The sequence below is a fragment of the Nitrospirillum amazonense genome (assembly GCF_029594735.1).
GTDB classification, from domain to species: domain Bacteria; phylum Pseudomonadota; class Alphaproteobacteria; order Azospirillales; family Azospirillaceae; genus Nitrospirillum; species Nitrospirillum amazonense.
In genome coordinates this window covers 1,807,214-1,826,257 of the sequence record NZ_JARPAF010000002.1, presented here as the reverse complement: position 1 = coordinate 1,826,257, position 19,044 = coordinate 1,807,214, and the positions used below count along the sequence as shown (strand labels likewise).

Genomic DNA, 19,044 nt, shown 5'->3' with positions numbered 1-19,044 from the left:
CATGCGGCCTTTAGCTAAACTAGGCTTCCATGACGCGCTTCATTTTCATCACCGGCGGCGTGGTCTCTTCCTTGGGTAAGGGACTGGCGTCGGCCGCTCTGGGTGCTTTGCTCCAGGCCCGTGGCTACAAGGTCCGCCTGCGCAAGCTCGACCCCTACCTGAACGTCGACCCCGGTACCATGAGCCCCTACCAGCATGGTGAGGTGTTCGTGACCGACGATGGTGCGGAGACCGACCTGGATCTGGGCCATTACGAGCGCTTCACCGGCGTCTCGGCCCGGCAGACGGACAACATCACCACCGGCCGCATCTATTCCAACGTGATCGCCAAGGAGCGCCGCGGCGACTACCTGGGCGCCACCGTGCAGGTGATCCCGCACGTCACCGACGCCATCAAGGAGTTCATCCTGGGCGACGTGAAGGATGAGGACTTCATCCTGTGCGAGATCGGCGGCACCGTCGGCGACATCGAGAGCACCCCGTTCCTGGAGGCCATCCGCCAGCTGGGCAACGATCTGGGGCCGGAGCGGGCGCTGTTCATCCACCTGACCTTGCTGCCCTACATCCCGTCGGCGGGTGAGCTGAAGACCAAGCCCACCCAGCACTCGGTGAAGGAGCTGCTGTCGGTCGGCATCCAGCCGTCCATCCTGCTGTGCCGCTCCGACCGTCCGATTCCGGAGAACGAGCGCCGCAAGATCGCCCTGTTCTGCAACATCCGGCAGGAGCGGGTGATCGCCGCCCTGGACGTGGACACCATCTACCACGTGCCGGTCAGCTATCACGAGCAGGGCTTCGACGAGCAGGTGCTGCGCTACTTCGGCCTGCCGGCCGACGAGGCGCCGGATCTCTCCCGCTGGAAGGAGATCGCCGCCCGCGTCCGCCAGCCGGAGGGTGAGGTCACCATCGCCGTGGTCGGCAAGTACACCAGCCTGCTGGACAGCTACAAGTCGCTGGCCGAGGCCCTGACGCACGGCGGCATCGCCAACAACGTCAAGGTCAAGCTGGATTGGATCGATAGCGAAATCTTCGAGGGCGGCGGCGCCGTGCAGCGGCTGGAAGGGGTGCACGGCATCCTGGTTCCCGGCGGCTTCGGCGAGCGCGGGTCCGAGGGCAAGATCCGCGCGGCCCAGTTCGCGCGTGAGCGCAACGTGCCTTATTTCGGCATCTGCTTCGGCATGCAGATGGCGGTCATCGAGGCCAGCCGCCATCTGGCGGGCCTGGAGGACGCAGGCTCATCCGAGTTCGGGCACAAGTACAAGCATCCCGTGGTCGGCCTGATGACCGAGTGGGTGCGGGGCAATGAGATGGAGAAGCGCGGCGCCGAGGGCGACCTGGGCGGCACCATGCGGCTGGGCGCCTATCCCTGCCAGCTGCTGCCGGGTACCAAGGTTGCGGAGGTCTACGGCGCCAACCATATCGAGGAGCGTCACCGCCACCGGTATGAGGTGAACATCACCTACAAGGACCAGCTGGAGAAGGTGGGCCTGAAGTTCTCCGGCCTGTCGCCCGACGGCGAGCTGCCGGAAATCGTCGAGATCCCGTCGCATCCCTGGTTCATCGGCGTGCAGTTCCACCCCGAACTGAAGTCCAAGCCGTTCGAGCCGCACCCGCTGTTCACCAGCTTCATCAGCGCCGCCATCGCGCAGAGCCGGCTGGTTTAAGCAGCAACGCCCGTAAAAGTCGCGAGGGGCCGCCGCATCACGAGCGGCGGCCCTTTCGCTTTAAAGAGGCACCGAGAGATGACCGATATCCGCACTGTCCGCATCCGTGACCTGGACGTGGCCAACGACAAGCCCTTCATGCTGATCGCCGGCCCCTGCCAGCTGGAAAGCCGCGCGCACGCGCTGGAGATGAGCCAGGCCCTGGTGGAGATCACCGCCAAGCTGGGCATCGGCCTCGTCTACAAGACCAGCTTCGACAAGGCCAACCGCACGTCGGTCAGCACCGCGCGCGGCCTGGGCATGGAAAAGAGCCTGCCCATCCTGGCCGAGGTGCGGGAGACGTTCGGCTGCCCCGTCCTGACCGACGTGCACACGGCGGAGCAGTGCGCCCCCGTGGCCGAGGTGGTGGACGTGCTGCAGATCCCGGCCTTCCTCTGCCGCCAGACCGACCTGCTGCTGGCCGCCGGCGAAACCGGCAAGGTCATCAATGTGAAGAAGGGGCAGTTCCTGGCGCCGTGGGACATGAAGAACGTGGCGGCCAAGATCGCCTCCACCGGCAACGAGAACATCCTGCTGTGCGAGCGCGGCGCCAGCTTCGGCTACAACACCCTGGTCAGCGACATGCGCAGCCTGCCCATCATGGCGCAGACCGGCTACCCGGTGGTTATGGACGCCACCCATTCCGTGCAGCAGCCCGGCGGGCAGGGCACCACCAGCGGCGGCCAGCGCGAGTTCGTGCCGGTCATGGCCCGCGCCGCCTTGGCCGTGGGTGTCGCCGCCGTCTTCATGGAGACGCACGAAAACCCCGACTGCGCCCCCAGCGACGGCCCCAACATGGTCAAGCTGAAGGACCTGCCGGCCCTGCTGGAAACCATGGTCGCCATCGACCGCATCGCCAAGGCCAACCCGATCTTCTGATCGGCGGCTTCGGTTACTGCGTTTGAAGGATGGACACCGGCGGCGGGGCGACCTGCCGCCGGTGTTTTGTCATTGGATGCCGTGCGCCGCCAGCCAGCGGGCGGTGGCGGGCATGTCATAGATTTTGGCGCGCTGGGCCAAGGTGTGCTTCTGAAAATCGCGTCCGCTTGGATCGGCGCCCGCCTTCAGCAGGCGGAGCGCGATGGCGTCCTGGTCCGCATGCAGCACGGGGCTAGTGCCGTACGTATCCCGGACATTGGGGTTGACGCCGGCGGCCAGCAACAGGTTCAGCATCTCCAGGCTCGCCACCTGGAACAGGGCATTCCGATCGATGATGTCCCGGTGGTTGGGATCGGCACCGTGGGCCAGAAGCCGCCTGGCGGTTGCCAGTCGGTCCGCCTCCGTCCTGCAGGTGGCGTATCCTATCCAGGTGAAGCTGGTATTGCCGGCACTATAGTCGATACCAGAGGTCCTGCTGGCGGCATCCACCTTGATTCCGGCAGCAACGGCGGCGTCGACCAGATCCGGGCTACAACCCGCGCTGTTGGAAGCAAATGCCTCTTCGATTTCTTGCGGCGGCAGGCGGGCCAGCCAACCTTCAGCGACCAAGCGCCGAAAGGTGCCCGAGTCCCCCCATTTAAGCGCCTTCCGCAGCAATTCGAGCCCTAGCAGGCTATCCGCTTCGCCGTTCTCGCCTTTGATCACCGAGGCCAGAGGAAGCCCTCGGTCAATCAGCGCCTGCATTGTCGTTGCGTCCGGCGGTTCCGGCATGGCTAGCGCCATGGCTGCGGCGGCTTTGGACTTGAAGTCGAACCCTTGGGCCGTCAGCCATTCCACCAGACCAGCACCGCCACGCACCCAGCGGGCGGTATTGGCGGCACGATCCACCTCATCCTCCAAGGTGGACACCGAGGCTGGCATATGGGCCATGCGGCCATAATACTCAACGACCTGCTTGATCCCGTTGCCAGTGTCTATGGTCAGGGTATAGCCGGGCCCATCTGTGACAGGGGCGGTGTAATCGTCCGCCAAATTGAAGAAATCAGCTGCTTGGAATCGGGCAACCAAAGCCTTCACTGCCGCCGTTGGGATTTGATCCACGTGATGTCCAGGTACAGTCACATTGGTGGACATGGCAGGGCGGCGATGAAGTTCGCCCGATGCCATCGCGTCTGCCTCGCGCGTGGAAAACAGCACCCGCCCCGACCCATCGATATCCACGCGATAGGTTGGGCAATTGCCCAGGCAAGGCCCCCGGGTCAGCGTGATGCGCAGCTTGGCCCAATCGATGGCGGGGAAAGGCGTTTTGTTCTGGTCTGGGCGATAGGGGATGATTGTAAAGCGCATCGGAAATTCGGCGGCGGTCGCTGTGTCCTGGCGCAAGAAGGGAGTGAAGCGGCGGATGAGGGAGGCGCTGACTGCCTGATTGATGTGCTCCCCGCCTGCCGGTGACCCCCAGCCATTCGTTCCAGCGACCGCGCCGGAGGCATCGACCTCCAGGGCGAGATCGACATCAACCGCCGTTTCGACGGTGGTTGAACGGATGATGGTGCTACCGATCAGATGCCGCCGCGCCGTCGCCTCGTCGACTTTAATAAAATCCTGCGCCTGCGCCGGCAGGCCGTGGAGGGCCGATAGCAGAAGGGCGCCCAACGCCCCATACCGTCGGAAGTGGAACGAGGCGACAATGCGCAAGTATCAGGACCTCAGGTTGTTTTCAGCAGGATAGCAACGTGACTGCCTTGCCGGAAGGGTTAGCGTGATTGGCTTCCGTTGTGTGCCGCCAGCCAGCGGGCGAGAATGAATTGTTCCAGTTTCTCTTTTGCGACCGAGGTCGCATCTTTACGGACGACCGATGCACGCCAGCCTCACAACCATAGCCTTCAAATCGTCATAGGCGATACCGCGCCTGCCGGTCTTGCCTGGGGCCGGCCCTAAAGGCTATGACGGGCACCGTCCCGCCACGACGCATTCGCCGTCACGACGCATAAAGGGAAGAACCCATGTCCGCGATCATCGATATTCAGGGCCGCCAGATTCTCGACAGCCGGGGCAACCCGACCGTCGAGGTTGACGTTCGGCTGGAGTCCGGCGCCTTCGGCCGCGCCGCCGTGCCCTCCGGCGCCTCGACCGGCGCCCATGAGGCCGTTGAGCTGCGCGATGGCGACAAGAGCAAGTACCTGGGCAAGGGCGTGCTGAAGGCGGTCGAATCGATCAACAGCGAGATCTTCGACACCATCGGCGGCCTGGAGTCCACCGACCAGGTGGCCATCGACACCGCCATGATCGAGCTGGACGGCACCCCGAACAAGGCCCGCCTGGGCGCCAACGCCATCCTGGGCGTGTCGCTGGCCGTGGCCAAGGCGTCGGCGGCCGAGCTGGACCTGCCGCTGTACCGCTATGTCGGCGGCACCAACGCCCGCATCCTGCCCGTGCCGATGATGAACATCATCAACGGTGGCGCCCACGCCGACAACCCCATCGACATCCAGGAATTCATGGTGATGCCGGTGGGCGCGGAAAGCTGTGCCGACGCCATCCGCATCGGCGCCGAAATTTTCTACGCCCTGAAGAAGAAGCTGAAGGACGCCGGCCACAACACCGCCGTGGGTGACGAGGGCGGCTTCGCTCCCAACCTCGCCTCCACCGACGAAGCCCTGTCCTTCATCATGAAGGCCGTCGAGGCCGCCGGCTACACGCCGGGCGACGACGTGGTGCTGGCGCTGGACGCTGCCTCCACCGAATTCTTCAAGGACGGCAAATACGTGCTGGCCGGCGAGAACAAGACCCTCGATCCGGACGCCATGGTGCGCTACTGGACCGACCTGGTGGGCCGCTACCCCATCGTCAGCATCGAAGACGGCATGGCCGAGGATGACTGGGCCGGCTGGAAGGCCCTGACCGACGCCATCGGGTCCAAGGTGCAGCTGGTGGGCGACGACCTGTTCGTCACCAACCCGGCCCGCCTGACCGATGGCATCAAGAAGGGTGTGGCCAACTCCATCCTGGTGAAGGTCAACCAGATCGGCAGCCTGACCGAGACGCTGGAGGCCGTGCGCATCGCCCAGAGCAACGGTTACACCGCCGTGATGTCGCACCGCTCGGGCGAGACCGAGGACGCCACCATCGCCGACCTGGCCGTGGCCACCAACTGCGGCCAGATCAAGACCGGCTCGCTGTCGCGTTCCGACCGGATCGCCAAGTACAACCAGCTGATTCGGATCGAAGAGGCGCTGGACCTGGCGGCCGTGTTCCCGGGCCGTGGCGCCCTGAAGCGCGGCTGAAACCGGGCATCGTTCCGGTATCGTCCGGAATAGCCGGAAAGTGGGGGTGGAGGCGCTGCTTCCACCCCTTTTTCTTTGTGAAGTCGTGATTCAACGCCGACCGGCGGTTGGTATTCACATGAATTAAATACGGCGCACAGACTAGACGCCGCTTTCCATTTGACGGTTGCGGAACCCTTGTGGAACCATGGCGCCCATGATTGGCGCCCGTTCTTTCCGCACCGCATTGAACCGCGCCCTACGCCAGGTGGTCGCACCGGTGGTGGGGGCGTCCGTTGTCGCATACTTCGCCTACCACACGGTGCAGGGCGAACGCGGGCTGATGGCGCTGACCCAGCTGCAGACCCAGGTGACCCAGGCCAAGGCCCAGCTGGACCAGGTTCGCGCGGAACGCGAGGCCATGGAGCGCCGCGCCCGCCTGCTGCGCCCCGACAATCTGGACCCTGACATGCTGGAGGAAGAGTCCCGCAAGGTGCTCGATTTCTCCCGTCCGGATGACCTCGTGATCCTTCTCCCGGGCAAGCCTGCCCCGCATGAAGATAAGGACGCGCCGGCGAAAACGCCGTAAACCGCTGATAATCCTTCGATTAACCTGAATTCTGTTAATCGTAAATAATCCTTTTGAAGCAATGTTTTGCAGTGCACACTCCTTGCGTTGCGCTGCACTTGTGGTTAGCAGTGATGCCGTGCCGGCCGACCCGGCCCGGAATGCCCCCGGGGCTGCCCCCCAGGGAATTGCGACGCTAAACGCCCACGCTTGAGAAGGGAGACGCCAGTGGCCACGACCACGAGACGCCGTGCCAAGCCCGCTGAGAACGCAGCGCCGGAGCCGACCCAGGAGGAACTCCTCCACTACTACAAGGAGATGTTGCTGATCCGCCGCTTCGAGGAGAAGGCCGGTCAGCTGTACGGCATGGGCCTCATCGGCGGTTTCTGCCACCTCTACATCGGCCAGGAGGCCGTGGTGGTGGGCATGCAGGCGGCGCAGCTGCCGGGCGACAGCGTCATCACCAGCTACCGTGACCACGGCCACATGCTGGCCTGCGGCATGGACGCCAAGGGCGTGATGGCGGAACTGACCGGGCGCGCGGGCGGCTATTCCAAGGGGAAGGGCGGCTCGATGCACATGTTCTCGCGCGAGAAGAACTTCTACGGCGGCCACGGCATCGTCGGCGCCCAGACGCCCATCGGCACGGGCCTGGCCTTCGCCCACAAGTACAAGAAGGACGGCTGCATCGACGTCTGCTACCTGGGTGACGGCGCCGTCAACCAGGGCCAGGTCTATGAGTCCTTCAACATGGCCGCCCTGTGGAAGCTTCCGGTGATCTATGTCATCGAGAACAACAAGTATGCCATGGGCACCTCGCAGCAGCGCGCCTCGGCGGGTGAGCTGTACCTGCGCGGCAGCGCCTACGGCATCCCCGGCAAGCAGGTCAACGGTATGGACGTGCTGGAGGTCAAGAAGGCCGCCGACGAGGCCGTGGCCTACGTCCGTGGCGGCAACGGCCCCATGATCCTGGAGATGAAGACCTACCGCTACCGCGGCCACTCCATGTCCGATCCGGCCAAGTACCGTACCAAGGAAGAGGTCAACAAGATGCGGTCGGAATATGACTGCATCGACCATCTGAAGTCGCTGCTGTTCACTAAGGGCTACGCAGACGAGGAAAGTCTGAAGGTCATCGACCGCGATGTGAAGGCCGTCGTCACCGAGGCCGCCGACTTCGCGACCACCAGCCCCGAGCCCGACGCGTCGGAGCTGTGGACCGATATCCTCGTCGAAGCCTGATCGCTGGCCGGAGAATAAGAAAATGCCCATCGATATCCTGATGCCGGCCCTGTCCCCCACCATGACCGAAGGCAAGCTGGCCAAGTGGGTGAAGAAGGAAGGCGATACGATCAAGGCCGGTGACGTCATCGCCGAGATCGAGACCGACAAGGCCACCATGGAAGTGGAAGCGGTCGACGAAGGTACCCTGGCCAAGATCCTGGTGCCGGAAGGCACCGAGAACGTGGCTGTGAACACCGCCATCGCCCTGCTGGCCGGTGAAGGCGAGAGCGCCAGCGACGTGAGCGCCGCCAAGGGCGCTGCCAACACGCCGTCCGCGCCCAAGACCGAGCCCGCCCAGGGCGAGGCCGCCGTAACCCCGAAGGAGGAGGCGTCCAAGGCCGCCCCCGCCGCCCCGGCGGTGAAGGCCCCGGTGGCCCCGCCGCCGTCGGACGAGGACCGCTTCTTCAAGAACACCCAGACCATGACGGTGCGCGAGGCCCTGCGCGACGCCATGGCCGAGGAAATGCGCAAGGACGGCAGCGTCTTCGTCATGGGCGAGGAAGTGGCCGAGTACCAGGGCGCCTACAAGGTGACCCAGGGCCTGCTGCAGGAGTTCGGCCCCGACCGCGTGATCGACACCCCCATCACCGAGCACGGCTTCGCCGGCCTGGCGGTGGGTGCGGCGTTCGGCGGCCTGCGCCCGGTCGTGGAGTTCATGACCTTCAACTTCTCGATGCAGGCCATCGACCATATCATCAACTCCGCCGCCAAGACGCTGTACATGTCCGGCGGCCAGATGGGCTGCCCCATCGTGTTCCGTGGCCCCAACGGCGCCGCCGCCCGCGTGGCCGCCCAGCACAGCCAGGAATACAGCAGCTGGTACGCTCACATCCCGGGCCTGAAGGTGGTGTCGCCCTATAGCGCCGCCGACGCCAAGGGCCTGCTCAAGGCGGCCATCCGCGACCCGAACCCCGTGGTCTTCCTGGAAAACGAAATCCTGTACGGCCACAGCTTCGAGGTGCCGACCGATCCGGACTTCATCATCCCGATCGGCCGCGCCAAGATCGAGCGCGCCGGCACGGACGTGACCATCACCGCCTTCTCGCTGCAGGTGGGCATGGCCCTGGCCGCCGCCGACAAGCTGGCGGAGCAGGGGATCAGCGCCGAGGTCATCAACCTGCGCAGCATCCGTCCCCTGGACGTCCACACCATCGTGGAAAGCGTGAAGAAGACCAACCGCCTGGTCTCGGTGGAAGAGGGCTGGCCCTTCGCCGGCATCGGCGCGGAAATGTCCGCGGTGATGATGGAACACGCCTTCGACTACCTGGATGCGCCCGTGGTGCGCGTGCACGGCAAGGACGTGCCCATGCCCTACGCCGCCAACCTGGAAAAGCTGGCCCTGCCGCAGGTGGATGACGTCGTCACCGCCGCCAAGGCCGTGCTGTACCGCTGAACCGGCCGGGAAGGCGCCCCGACCCCGTGATGGGAAGGGGCGCCTTCTGCCGCATCCGTCAGAGATTTGGGGCGCCTGGCCTGACGCCACGGCCCCCTGGGGGAGATCAAACCCATGCCGATCGATATCCTGATGCCGGCCCTGTCGCCCACGATGACCGAGGGCAAGCTGGCCAAGTGGGTGAAGAAGGAAGGCGACACGATCAAGGCCGGTGACGTCATCGCCGAGATCGAGACCGACAAGGCCACCATGGAAGTGGAGGCCGTGGACGAGGGCACGCTGGGCAAAATCCTGGTGCCCGAGGGCACCGAGGGCGTGGCGGTGAACGCCAAGATCGCCGTCCTGCTGGAGGAAGGCGAGAGCGCCGACGCCCTGAACGCGGCGCCCAAGCCCGCCGCCGCTCCGGCGCCGGCTCCCGCGCCGGCCAAGACCGAAGCCGCCGCCCCGGCCCCGGCCAAGAGCGAGGCCGCCCCGGCCGCCGCCGCTCCGGCGCATGACGGCAAGCGCGTGTTCGCCAGTCCGCTGGCCCGCCGCATGGCCGCCCAGTCCGGCTTGGACCTGGCCAAGGTTTCCGGCACCGGCCCGTCCGGCCGCATCGTGAAGGCCGACGTGGAGGCCGCCTTGAAGGGTGGTGCTGCCAAGGCCGCCCCGGCCGCCGCCGCTCCCACCGCCGCCGCCGCTCCGGCCGCCGCCGCGCCGGCTCCGGCCGCTGCCGCTGCTCCGAAGGGCATCGACGCCAAGGCTTTGGCCGACAAGCTGGGCATGAAGTACAAGGTCCTGCCCAACAGCGGCATGCGCAAGACCATCGCCAAGCGCCTGACCGAGGCCTGGCAGACCATTCCCCACTTCGGCCTGCAGGTCGATTGCGAGATCGACGCCCTGCTGGCGCTGCGCGCCCAGCTGAACGAGAAGTCGGGCGAGAAGGTGTCGGTCAACGACTTCGTCGTGAAGGCCGTGGCCGTCGCCCTGCGCAAGGTGCCGGAGGCCAACGTCTCCTGGCATGAGGACGGCATCCTGCAGTACGAGGGCGTGGACGTCTCCGTGGCCGTGGCCACCGACGGCGGCCTGATCACCCCCATCGTGAAGAACGCCGACCAGAAGGGCCTGGCCACCATCTCCGCCGAGGTGAAGTCCCTGGCCGCCAAGGCCAAGGAAGGCAAGCTGAAGCCCGAGGAATTCCAGGGCGGCACCTTCAGCGTGTCCAACCTGGGCATGTTCGGGATCAAGAGCTTCACCTCCATCATCAACCCGCCGCAGAGCTGCATCCTGTCCGTGGGTGCCGGTGAGAAGCGGCCGGTGGTGAAGGGCGATGCCCTGGCCGTGGCCACCGTCATGAGCCTGACGCTGACGGTGGACCACCGCTCGGTCGATGGCGCCGTGGGTGCGAAGTACCTGCAGGTCCTGAAGAAGCTGATCGAGGACCCCATCACGCTGATGCTGTGATGCCGCATCCCCGGAAGCGCCCGCCGCTTCCGGGGATTTCTCCTGTCGTTGACCAAAAGCGCAGGGCGAGCGCCCCACGGGTTGGGCGGTCCCGGCGCCTTTTGAAGGGAACAGACCGAAATGGCCGATACCGAATTCGACGTGCTGGTCCTGGGCGCCGGCCCCGGCGGTTATGTCGCCGCCATCCGCGCCGCCCAGCTGGGCCTGAAGGCCGCGGTGGTGGAACGTGAACACCTTGGCGGCATCTGCCTGAACTGGGGCTGCATCCCGACCAAGGCTCTGCTGCGCTCCGCCGAGATCTACGGCTACATGAAGCACGCCGACGCCTACGGCCTGACCGTCAGCGGCGTGGGCTTCGACCTGCCCAAGGTGGTGAAGCGCTCCCGCCAGGTGGCGAACCAGCTGTCGGCCGGCGTGAAGAGCCTGTTGAAGAAGAACAAGGTGCCGGTGTTCGACGGCACCGGCAAGCTGGCCGGCGGCGGCAAGGTCACCGTGACCGCCAAGGACGGGGCCAGCCAGACCCTGGCGGCCAAGCATATCATCATCGCCACCGGCGCCCGCGCCCGCTCCCTGCCGGGCCTGGAGCCGGACGGCAAGTTCGTGTGGTCGTACAAGGAGGCCCTGGTCCCCGATGCCATGCCGAAGTCGCTGCTGGTGGTCGGTTCCGGCGCCATCGGCATCGAATTCGCCAGCTTCTTCCGCACCCTGGGTGCCGAGGTGACGGTGGTGGAGGTCATGGACCGCGTCCTGCCGGTGGAGGATGAGGAAATCTCCGCCTTCGCCCGCAAGCAGTTCGAAAAGCAGGGCATGAAGATCATCACCGGCGGCAAGGTGACCAAGCTGGACAAGGGCGCCACCACGGTCACCGCCCATGTCGAGGTGGGCGGCAAGGTGGAGACCCTGACGGTGGAGCGTGTCATCACCGCCGTCGGCATCCAGGCCAACACCGAGAACATCGGCCTGGAGAACACCAAGGTGAAGCTGGACCGCGGCCACATCGTGACCGACGGCTATCTGCGCACGGACGAGCCGGGCGTCTACGCCATCGGCGACGTGGCCGGCGCCCCCTGGCTGGCGCACAAGGCCAGCCATGAAGGCGTGATCTGCGTGGAGAAGATCGCCGGTGTGAAGGACGTCCACCCGATGGACAAGCTGAACATCCCGGGCTGCACCTACTGCAACCCGCAGGTGGCCAGCGTCGGCCTGACCGAAGCCAAGGCCAAGGCCGCCGGCTATGAGGTCAAGGTCGGCCGCTTCCCCTTCATCGGCAACGGCAAGGCCATCGCCCTGGGCGAGGCCGAGGGCCTGGTGAAGACGGTGTTCGACGCCAAGACCGGCGAGCTGCTGGGCGCCCACATGGTGGGAGCCGAGGTGACGGAGCTGATCCAGGGCTACGTCGTCGGCAAGACCTTGGAAACCACCGAGGCCGAGCTGATGCACACCATCTTCGCCCACCCGACCCTGTCGGAAATGATGCATGAGTCGGTGCTGGCCGCCTACGGCCGCGCGATTCATTACTAAGCGTTCCCTCAGGCGCCGGCGCCCGCGTCCGCGGGCTTGGCTTCCTCGCTGTGCCCTGCGGTACTCGCTGCGGGGCTGGCGGTCGCCAGCCTGGTTAGAGTTGAGGGGTAAGGTGCTGGGGCGATATCGGGGTCGGAACGGAGGAGCGATGCATGCGTGGGGTTCGCCCGGCGCACTTGGCCTTCCGCTCCGGCCCCCTTATGTTTCAGGAACATTCGTTTCAAAGGCTGCACGCCCATGACCGCCGACAAGATCCGCCATCCGGAAAAGCAGAACCGCCCGGACAACCCCATCCAGCGCAAGCCGGAATGGTTGCGGGTGAAGGCCCCGGCTGGCGGCGTGTTCAACGAGACGCGCAACCTGATGCGCGGCCTGAAGCTGAACACGGTATGCGAGGAGGCGGCGTGCCCCAACATCGGGGAATGCTGGAAGCAGCGCCACGCCACCTTCATGATCCTGGGCGCCGTCTGCACCCGCGCCTGCGCCTTCTGCAACGTGGCCACCGGCCGTCCCGACCTGCTGGACCCGCATGAGCCCGACAACGTGGCCGAGGCCGTGGCGCGGCTGAAGCTGCAGCACGTGGTGGTCACCTCCGTCGACCGCGACGACCTGCCCGACGGCGGTGCCGGGCATTTCGCCCGCACCATCCGCGCCATCCGCCGCGAGGCGCCAGAGGCCACCATCGAGGTGCTGACGCCCGACTTCATGAAGAAGCAGGGCGCCATCGAGACGGTGGTGGAGGCCCGCCCCGACGTCTTCAACCATAACCTGGAGACGGTGCCGCGCCTGTACCCGGGCATCCGCCCCGGCGCCCGCTATTTCACCTCGCTGTCCCTGCTGTCGCGGGTGCGTGAGCTGGACCCCAGCATTTTCACCAAGTCCGGCATCATGGTCGGCCTGGGCGAAACCAAGGAGGAGGTGGGCCAGGTCATGGACGACCTGCGCGCGGCGGATGTGGACTTCATCACCATCGGCCAGTACCTGGCGCCCACGCCCAAGCATGCGCCGGTGGACCGTTTCGTTACGCCGGATGAGTTCGCCAGCTATGCAACCATGGCCCGGGGCAAGGGTTTCCTGATGGTGTCCAGCTCCCCGCTGACCCGCAGCAGCCACCATGCCGGCGACGATTTCGTGAAGCTGCGCGAAGCCCGCGAGGCCAAGTTGGCCGGTCGCCCGCTGTCGTCCCAGACGGTTTCGGGGGCGACCGCCGCCGAAGCCGCCGCCGAGTAAGCCTCATGCCCACGCACGCCGAGAAGCGCGTCCTGCCCTACACGCCGGAACAGCTGTTCCAGCTGGTGGCGGACGTGGAGAAGTATCCGGAGTTCCTGCCCTGGGCGGTGGCGGCCCGCATCCGCCGCCGCGAGGGCAACACCTTCTGGGCCGACCTGGTGATCGGCTTCAAGATGGTGCGCGAGCGCTTCACCTCCAAGGTGGTGCTGAGCGAGCCCGGCCGCCGCATCGACGTGGCCTATACCGAGGGCCCGTTCCACTACCTGAACAACCACTGGATCTTCGAGCCGCACGCCGACGGCTGTCTGCTGGACTTCTACGTGGATTTTGAGTTCCGCAACCTCATCCTGCAGAAGATCATCGGCGCCCTGTTCGGCGAAGCCGTGCGCCGCATGGTCGCCGCCTTCGAGGCCCGGGCGCACCAGCTGTACGGCGCGCCCGGCGGCCGGCCGGTGGGAGCGGTGTGAAACCGCCAATGGTCGAGGCCGTGAAGATCCTCTCGGGTTCCAATCCGGCGCGACGCGTTCTGGTCGTCCGGCGCCCCGATGGATTCTACGCGCTGCGTCCGCAATACCACTATCGCAACGTCTGGGAAGGCACCTTGGTGGCGGAAGGGTGGGCTCCGTTACCCGAGCCCAGCAGCCTGTATGAGACGGCGCTGTTGGCTGAGCGGGAGGCCTTCGCCGAGTTTCCTTGGCTGCGGCATCCAGGTGCCCGTTAGGAAAACGGGGCGCGCATCAGTCCATTGCTTCACCGGGTGGCACTGCGGCGTTTAAGCCCGGCTTAAATTTTGATGCCGCCCCACCTCCCTGGTATGGTTACCCCCAACGTGGGGACCATAAATAGGGCAGGGATAGGAATGAGGCATTCTGTGACGCGCGTGCTGGCGGGCGCGCTGTTGGCCGGCTGCGCCTTCACCGCTTTGGACGCCTCGGCCCAGGCGGTCGAGAAAAAGCCCCTGACGCACGAGACCCTGTGGATGATGAAGCGCGTGGGGGCGCCCATCACCAGCCCCAACGGCAAGTGGGTGCTGTTCTCCGTGGTCGAGCCTTCCTATGAGCAGGACAAGTCGGTCACCGACCTGTGGCTGGTGCCGACCGACGGCAGCGCCGCCCCCCGGCGCCTGACCAACACCAAGGGCGGCGAGAACGACCCCGTCTGGTCGCCCGACAGCGGCAACATCGCCTTCGCCGCCAAGCGCGAGGGTGATGAGGTCGAGCAGATCTATGTGCTGGACCTGGCCCAGGGTGGGGAGGCGCGGCGCGTCACCACCGTGTCCACCGGCGCCAGCCACCCGCAATGGCGCCCCGACGGCAAGGCCATCCTGTTCGAGAGCCGCGTCTTCCCCGGCGCCACGGACGATGAGGCCAACAAGAAGATCGCGGCGGAGCGCAAGGCGCGGAAATACAACGTCCGCACCTATGAGCACTTCCCTGTGCGGTACTGGAACGAATGGCTGGATGACCGGCAGCCCACGGTGATGGTGCAGGGGCTGGAGCCGGGTGCGGTGGCCAGGGACATCCTGTCGCCCACGGCCTTCGCCCACACCGACGGCTTCAGCGGCATGCAGGGGGAGAGCAGCGTGTCGCTGTCCCCCATCTGGAGCCCGGACGGCGGCGAGATCGTCTTCGAGGCGACGCAGGCGCGCTGGAACGCCGCTTTCGCCCACGTGCCCTACCATCTCTACCGCATCCCGGCGGCGGGCGGCGCGGAACCGCGGGAGGTCACGGCGGCGCCCGGCGGCTATGGCCACGCGGCCTTCAGCCCGGACGGCAAGAATCTCTACTTCACCTACATGCCGCAGAACGATGAGGTCTACAACCTGCCGCGTCTGTCGCGGGTGGCCTGGCCGGCCGGTGGTGCCGCCACCCTGGTGGCGCGCGACTTCGACCGCCAGCCGACGCAATACGCCCTGTCACCCGACAGCCGCACCGTCTATCTGCTGGCGCCCGACGGCGCGTCGGAAAACCTGTACAGTGTGCCGGCCGAGGGCGGCAAACCTGCCCTGGTGGCGCAGCCCAAGGTCGGCGGCTACACCGCGCTGTCCCTGCCCAAGTCGGGCAAGCTGCAACTGATCGCCCAGTACGGCAGTTCCGTGAACCCGGCGGAGATCGTGAAGATCGATCCCAATGGGAAGGCCAGCGGGACGGAAGGCGTGAAGGGCGGCCACACCAACCTCACTACCATCGACACCGCCGTCGCCGCCGGCATTGATTGGCAGCCGCCGCAGCATTTCACCTTCACCTCGGCCAAGGGGCGGACCATCCACAGCATGATCGTGCTGCCGCCCCATTTCGATCCCAACAAGAAATACCCGCTGTTCGTCTTCATCCACGGCGGGGCGGCCAGCAACAACCCGGACCAGATTGGCCTGCGCTGGAACTATCACCTGCTGGCGGCCAGCGCCGGCGGCACCGTCATCCTGATGACGGACTACATCGGTTCCACCGGCTTCGGCGAGGCCTTCGCCCAGGCCATCAAGCTGGATCCGCTGAAGACCCCGGCCGATGAGATCAACCAGGCGGCGGATGAGGCCATCAAGCGCTTCCCCTTCATCGATGCCAGCCGCCAGTGCGCCGGCGGCGCCAGCTACGGTGGCCACCTGACCAATTGGCTGGAGGCCACCACCACCCGTTACCGCTGTCTGGTCAGCCACGCGGGCGAGGTCGATCTACTGACCCAGTGGGGCGAGAGCGACGGCATCTATAACCGCGAGGTCAACAACGGCGGCCCGCCCTGGGAAGGCAACGCCATCTGGCGCGAGCAGAGCCCCATCACCTATGCCGCCAACTGGAAGACGCCCATGCTGATGAGCATCGGCGAGCGCGACTACCGCGTGCCCCTGGGCAATACGCTGGAGGCCTGGGCGGTGCTGCAACACCAGCACGTGCCCAGCCGCCTGCTGGTCTGGCCCGACGCCTGGCACTGGATCACCAAGCCCGAGGACAGCCGCCACTTCTACCAGGAGGTGGGGGACTGGCTGGCCAAGTACCTCCAGGCGACCTCACCTTAAGGCTAGGGACTGATCCTTTTCGCCGCCTCAGGCGTATCGCCCACCGTCGCCAGTCCATCCAGGATGGCGACGTGGTGGCGTGGTCAGGATGCGTGAGGGTGATGGAATGATGGGCTACAACGGTCTGGCGCCGGACGGATGCGCCGTGGTGGTCGGGGCAGGGGGGCTGGGCCGGGCCCTGGCCGTCGCGTTGGAGGAACGTGGCGCCCATGCTCATGTGATCCTGACCGGCAGGCGGGAGGACCCGCCCTGCGACATCACCGACGAACACGCGGTGGCTGGCTTGGCCCAGCGGGTGTGGGACACGGGCCTGTCCCTGCGCACCGTCATCGTCGCGTCGGGTTTCCTGCACGGGCCGGGGCCGGAGCCGTATCAGGCCTTCGCCCCGGAGAAGACCTGGCGCCAGCTGGACCCCGCCCATCTGGCCCATGCCTTCGCCGTCAACGCCATCGGCCCGGCGCTGCTGGCCAAGCACCTGCTGCCCCTATTCCCAGCCAGCCGGCGCTGCGTCTTCGCCGCCCTGTCCGCCAAGGTCGGCTCCATCACCGACAACAGCGCCGGCGGCTGGTACGCCTACCGCGCCAGCAAGGCCGCGCTGAACCAGATCATCCGCACTGCGGCCATCGAGTTGGCCCGAACCCGCCCCCTGTCGCTCTGCGTTGCCGTCCACCCCGGCACCGTGGACACGCCCCTGTCGGCCCCCTTCGCCAAGACCGGCCTGGAGGTGCGCAAGCCGGACCGGGCGGCATCGCAGATCCTGAACATGCTGGACCGCCTGACCACGGACGACACCGGCCGCTTCTGGGCGTACGACGGGCGGGAACTGCCGTGGTGACGGACTCAGTCCGCCCCCAGGGCCGCCCACTCCAACCCGAACCGTTGCAGATACTTCCGCAGCCGGTCGGCGTCGTTCGATGAGGCGCGGCGGGTGCGCGACGCGCTGAACAGGGTGCGGCCGGCTTCCGACAGGCTGCGGCAGGGGCTGTGCGCTGTCGGTCAGGGCGCGGTGCGCTTTCGGGACTGCCGCTTTCTGGGGCAGGCGGCCTGCTCCTTATTTGCCCACCGTCGTCACCTTGACCGCCTTCTGCGGGCCGGCGGTGATGGTGGTGCCGGTGGCGTCGGGGATGAAGCGGATGGGCACCTCGATCTGCTTGGTGCAGGTGCGCAGGGTCCACACCTCGCGCCAGGGCGGCGACTTGCCGCCGGGGGCGGGGGTGGCCTCGCGGTCCAGAAAGCGGGTGTCAGCCACATACTCGCGGGCGCATCCCTCCTCGGTGGCGCCGGGGGTGATCTTCACCAGCTGATCCACCTGCTGGATGGCGTCGCGCTGCAGCAGCACGTCGGTGTGCGTGCCGCCGGGCAGCAGGGCGCCCATGCCGATGGCCTGGCCCGCCTGCTTCCAGCCGATGACGTTCAAGGTGCGGGTGACGCCGCAGCCGGCCAAGGTCACCTGCTGGCGCCAGATGCCGGTCTGCAATTGGCCGGCGGTGTCGAACACCAAGGGCTGGAACACCGCCACGTCGGTCGACACCGTGGCCTGGGCGCTGGGGCAGGGCTCGTTCATGACCACGGCCGATTGCTGGGCCGTGGCCAGGGTCATCTGCCGCACCCCAGGATCGGCGAACAGCCTGGCTGTGTTGGCCTGGTCATCGGCCAAGGCCGTGCTGGAGGCCAGAAGCAGGGTGAGGGCGGCGGCGATGCCGGTGCGCGTCATGGTCTTATTCCCCCAGGCTGTACTGTGCCGGTTCCCAGACATAGCTCTTGGGATCGGCCTTGCCGTCGGTGGCGTCCTTGGGCCGGACGTGGCCGATGCCGGGGAAGGACAGGTGGGCGGCGGCCACCCAATAGCCGTCCTTGGCGGCCTCGGCATAGGCCTTGGCGCGCTGCTGGTAGGCGGCGGGGCTGTCGCTGTCGAACTGGATGGTGGTGGCCGGGGTGTCGAACTGCACCGCGGCCACGTGCATCAGGTCGCCCCAGAACACCATCTTCTGCCCTTTGCTCTCGGCGGCGTAGGTGGTGTGGCCGGGCGTGTGGCCGTGGGCGGGAAGGGCGGTGATGCCGGGGAACAGCGAGGTAACGCCGTCAAAGGTCTTCAGCTTGCCGGCGGCGGCGTAGACGTCCAGCAGCTTGTGGGCGGCGGCGAAGCCGCCCCGCTTGTCGGCTGGCGCCTTGGCCTCGGCCTCCGCGTTCAGCCAATGGCCCTTCTCCGCCGCGTCGACATAGACGGTGGCGTTGGGGAAGTTCATGTGGCCGTCGGTGGTCAGGCCGCCGATATGGTCGCCGTGCATATGGGTGATCAGCACCGCGTCCACCTGATCGGGCGTGTAGCCGGCGGCCTTGAGGTTCGCCAACAGGTTGCTGGGGGCCTTGGGGCCCAGCAGGCCGTTGGCGCCGGTGTCCACCAAGATCAGTTGCGACCCGGTGTTGATCAGGAAGGCGTTGACCGAGGTCGGGGTCGGGCTGGGCTGGTGGTTGCGCGCCAGGGCGGCCCGCACCTTCTCCGGCGTGGTGTTGGTCATCAGCGTGTCGATGGGCAGCGTGGCCACCGTGTCGTTCAGCGCCGTGATCTCGAAATCGCCCAGCATCAGGCGATAATAGCCCGGCGCCTGGGTCTTCACCTGGGGTGCGGCGGCGCGGGTGGTAGAGGGCAGGGCCACCAGGGACAGCGACAGTGGGGCGGCGGCGAGCGCCAGGGCCAGGCTGAGGGAACGCAAGGACATGAAGGAACTCCGGAAGGCGGGGCCCATAAA

16 protein-coding genes are annotated in these 19,044 nt (G+C 66.6%); 13 read left to right on the top strand and 3 right to left on the bottom strand.

Annotated elements, in window-relative coordinates; all coding sequences use genetic code 11:
* Window positions 1-29 precede the first annotated feature (29 nt).
* Complete coding sequence (locus tag P5F91_RS14380) at window positions 30-1,661, top strand: CTP synthase (RefSeq protein WP_145609308.1); 1,632 nt, start codon at window positions 30-32, stop codon at window positions 1,659-1,661.
* Between the two features lie 78 nt (window positions 1,662-1,739).
* A complete protein-coding gene (gene kdsA / locus P5F91_RS14375) occupies window positions 1,740-2,579 on the top strand; it encodes a 3-deoxy-8-phosphooctulonate synthase (RefSeq protein ID WP_277907477.1) in 840 nt (279 codons plus the stop codon).
* A 69-nt stretch (window positions 2,580-2,648) separates the two neighbouring features.
* On the opposite strand, the gene P5F91_RS14370 is transcribed toward kdsA, so the two are convergent.
* Window positions 2,649-4,274 carry a DUF6438 domain-containing protein gene (locus tag P5F91_RS14370; protein WP_277907476.1) on the bottom strand — a complete coding sequence of 542 codons (1,626 nt, stop codon included), beginning with the start codon at window positions 4,272-4,274 and terminating at the stop codon, window positions 2,649-2,651.
* 308 nt (window positions 4,275-4,582) lie between these two features.
* Between P5F91_RS14370 and eno the strand changes: the two genes are divergently transcribed.
* The 11 genes from eno (at window position 4,583) to P5F91_RS14315 (ending at window position 17,129) form a co-directional block, all read left to right on the top strand.
* Complete coding sequence (gene eno / locus P5F91_RS14365; RefSeq protein ID WP_277907475.1) at window positions 4,583-5,863, top strand: phosphopyruvate hydratase; 1,281 nt, start codon at window positions 4,583-4,585, stop codon at window positions 5,861-5,863.
* A 196-nt stretch (window positions 5,864-6,059) separates the two neighbouring features.
* Window positions 6,060-6,431, top strand: coding sequence for an FtsB family cell division protein (locus P5F91_RS14360; protein ID WP_004272474.1), 372 nt, complete (start codon window positions 6,060-6,062; stop codon window positions 6,429-6,431).
* Between the two features lie 207 nt (window positions 6,432-6,638).
* Window positions 6,639-7,652, top strand: a complete 1,014-nt coding sequence (gene pdhA, locus P5F91_RS14355) for a pyruvate dehydrogenase (acetyl-transferring) E1 component subunit alpha (protein ID WP_145609313.1) — start codon at window positions 6,639-6,641, stop codon at window positions 7,650-7,652.
* A 22-nt stretch (window positions 7,653-7,674) separates the two neighbouring features.
* Entirely contained in the window at window positions 7,675-9,087 is a 1,413-nt protein-coding gene (locus P5F91_RS14350) for a pyruvate dehydrogenase complex E1 component subunit beta (RefSeq protein WP_277907474.1), read from the top strand.
* A 114-nt stretch (window positions 9,088-9,201) separates the two neighbouring features.
* On the top strand, window positions 9,202-10,530 hold the full coding sequence (locus P5F91_RS14345; RefSeq protein WP_277907473.1) for a pyruvate dehydrogenase complex dihydrolipoamide acetyltransferase: 1,329 nt from the start codon (window positions 9,202-9,204) through the stop codon (window positions 10,528-10,530).
* Between the two features lie 120 nt (window positions 10,531-10,650).
* Window positions 10,651-12,051, top strand: coding sequence for a dihydrolipoyl dehydrogenase (gene lpdA, locus P5F91_RS14340; protein WP_277907472.1), 1,401 nt, complete (start codon window positions 10,651-10,653; stop codon window positions 12,049-12,051).
* A gap of 237 nt (window positions 12,052-12,288) precedes the next feature.
* Window positions 12,289-13,281 carry a lipoyl synthase gene (gene lipA / locus P5F91_RS14335; RefSeq protein WP_277907471.1) on the top strand — a complete coding sequence of 331 codons (993 nt, stop codon included), beginning with the start codon at window positions 12,289-12,291 and terminating at the stop codon, window positions 13,279-13,281.
* Between the two features lie 5 nt (window positions 13,282-13,286).
* Window positions 13,287-13,748, top strand: coding sequence for a type II toxin-antitoxin system RatA family toxin (locus P5F91_RS14330; protein WP_088871565.1), 462 nt, complete (start codon window positions 13,287-13,289; stop codon window positions 13,746-13,748).
* 8 nt (window positions 13,749-13,756) lie between these two features.
* Complete coding sequence (locus P5F91_RS14325) at window positions 13,757-14,002, top strand: hypothetical protein (RefSeq protein WP_145609318.1); 246 nt, start codon at window positions 13,757-13,759, stop codon at window positions 14,000-14,002.
* Between the two features lie 138 nt (window positions 14,003-14,140).
* Window positions 14,141-16,294, top strand: a complete 2,154-nt coding sequence (locus tag P5F91_RS14320) for a S9 family peptidase (RefSeq protein WP_277907470.1) — start codon at window positions 14,141-14,143, stop codon at window positions 16,292-16,294.
* 106 nt (window positions 16,295-16,400) lie between these two features.
* On the top strand, window positions 16,401-17,129 hold the full coding sequence (locus P5F91_RS14315; protein ID WP_277907469.1) for an SDR family NAD(P)-dependent oxidoreductase: 729 nt from the start codon (window positions 16,401-16,403) through the stop codon (window positions 17,127-17,129).
* A gap of 216 nt (window positions 17,130-17,345) precedes the next feature.
* Here the strand turns inward: P5F91_RS14315 and P5F91_RS14310 are convergent, their stop codons facing one another.
* Window positions 17,346-18,008 (bottom strand): hypothetical protein, encoded by a 663-nt coding sequence (locus P5F91_RS14310; protein ID WP_277907468.1) that lies wholly within the window; start codon window positions 18,006-18,008, stop codon window positions 17,346-17,348.
* A 4-nt stretch (window positions 18,009-18,012) separates the two neighbouring features.
* Window positions 18,013-19,014 carry an MBL fold metallo-hydrolase gene (locus P5F91_RS14305; RefSeq protein WP_277907467.1) on the bottom strand — a complete coding sequence of 334 codons (1,002 nt, stop codon included), beginning with the start codon at window positions 19,012-19,014 and terminating at the stop codon, window positions 18,013-18,015.
* Window positions 19,015-19,044 lie beyond the last annotated feature (30 nt).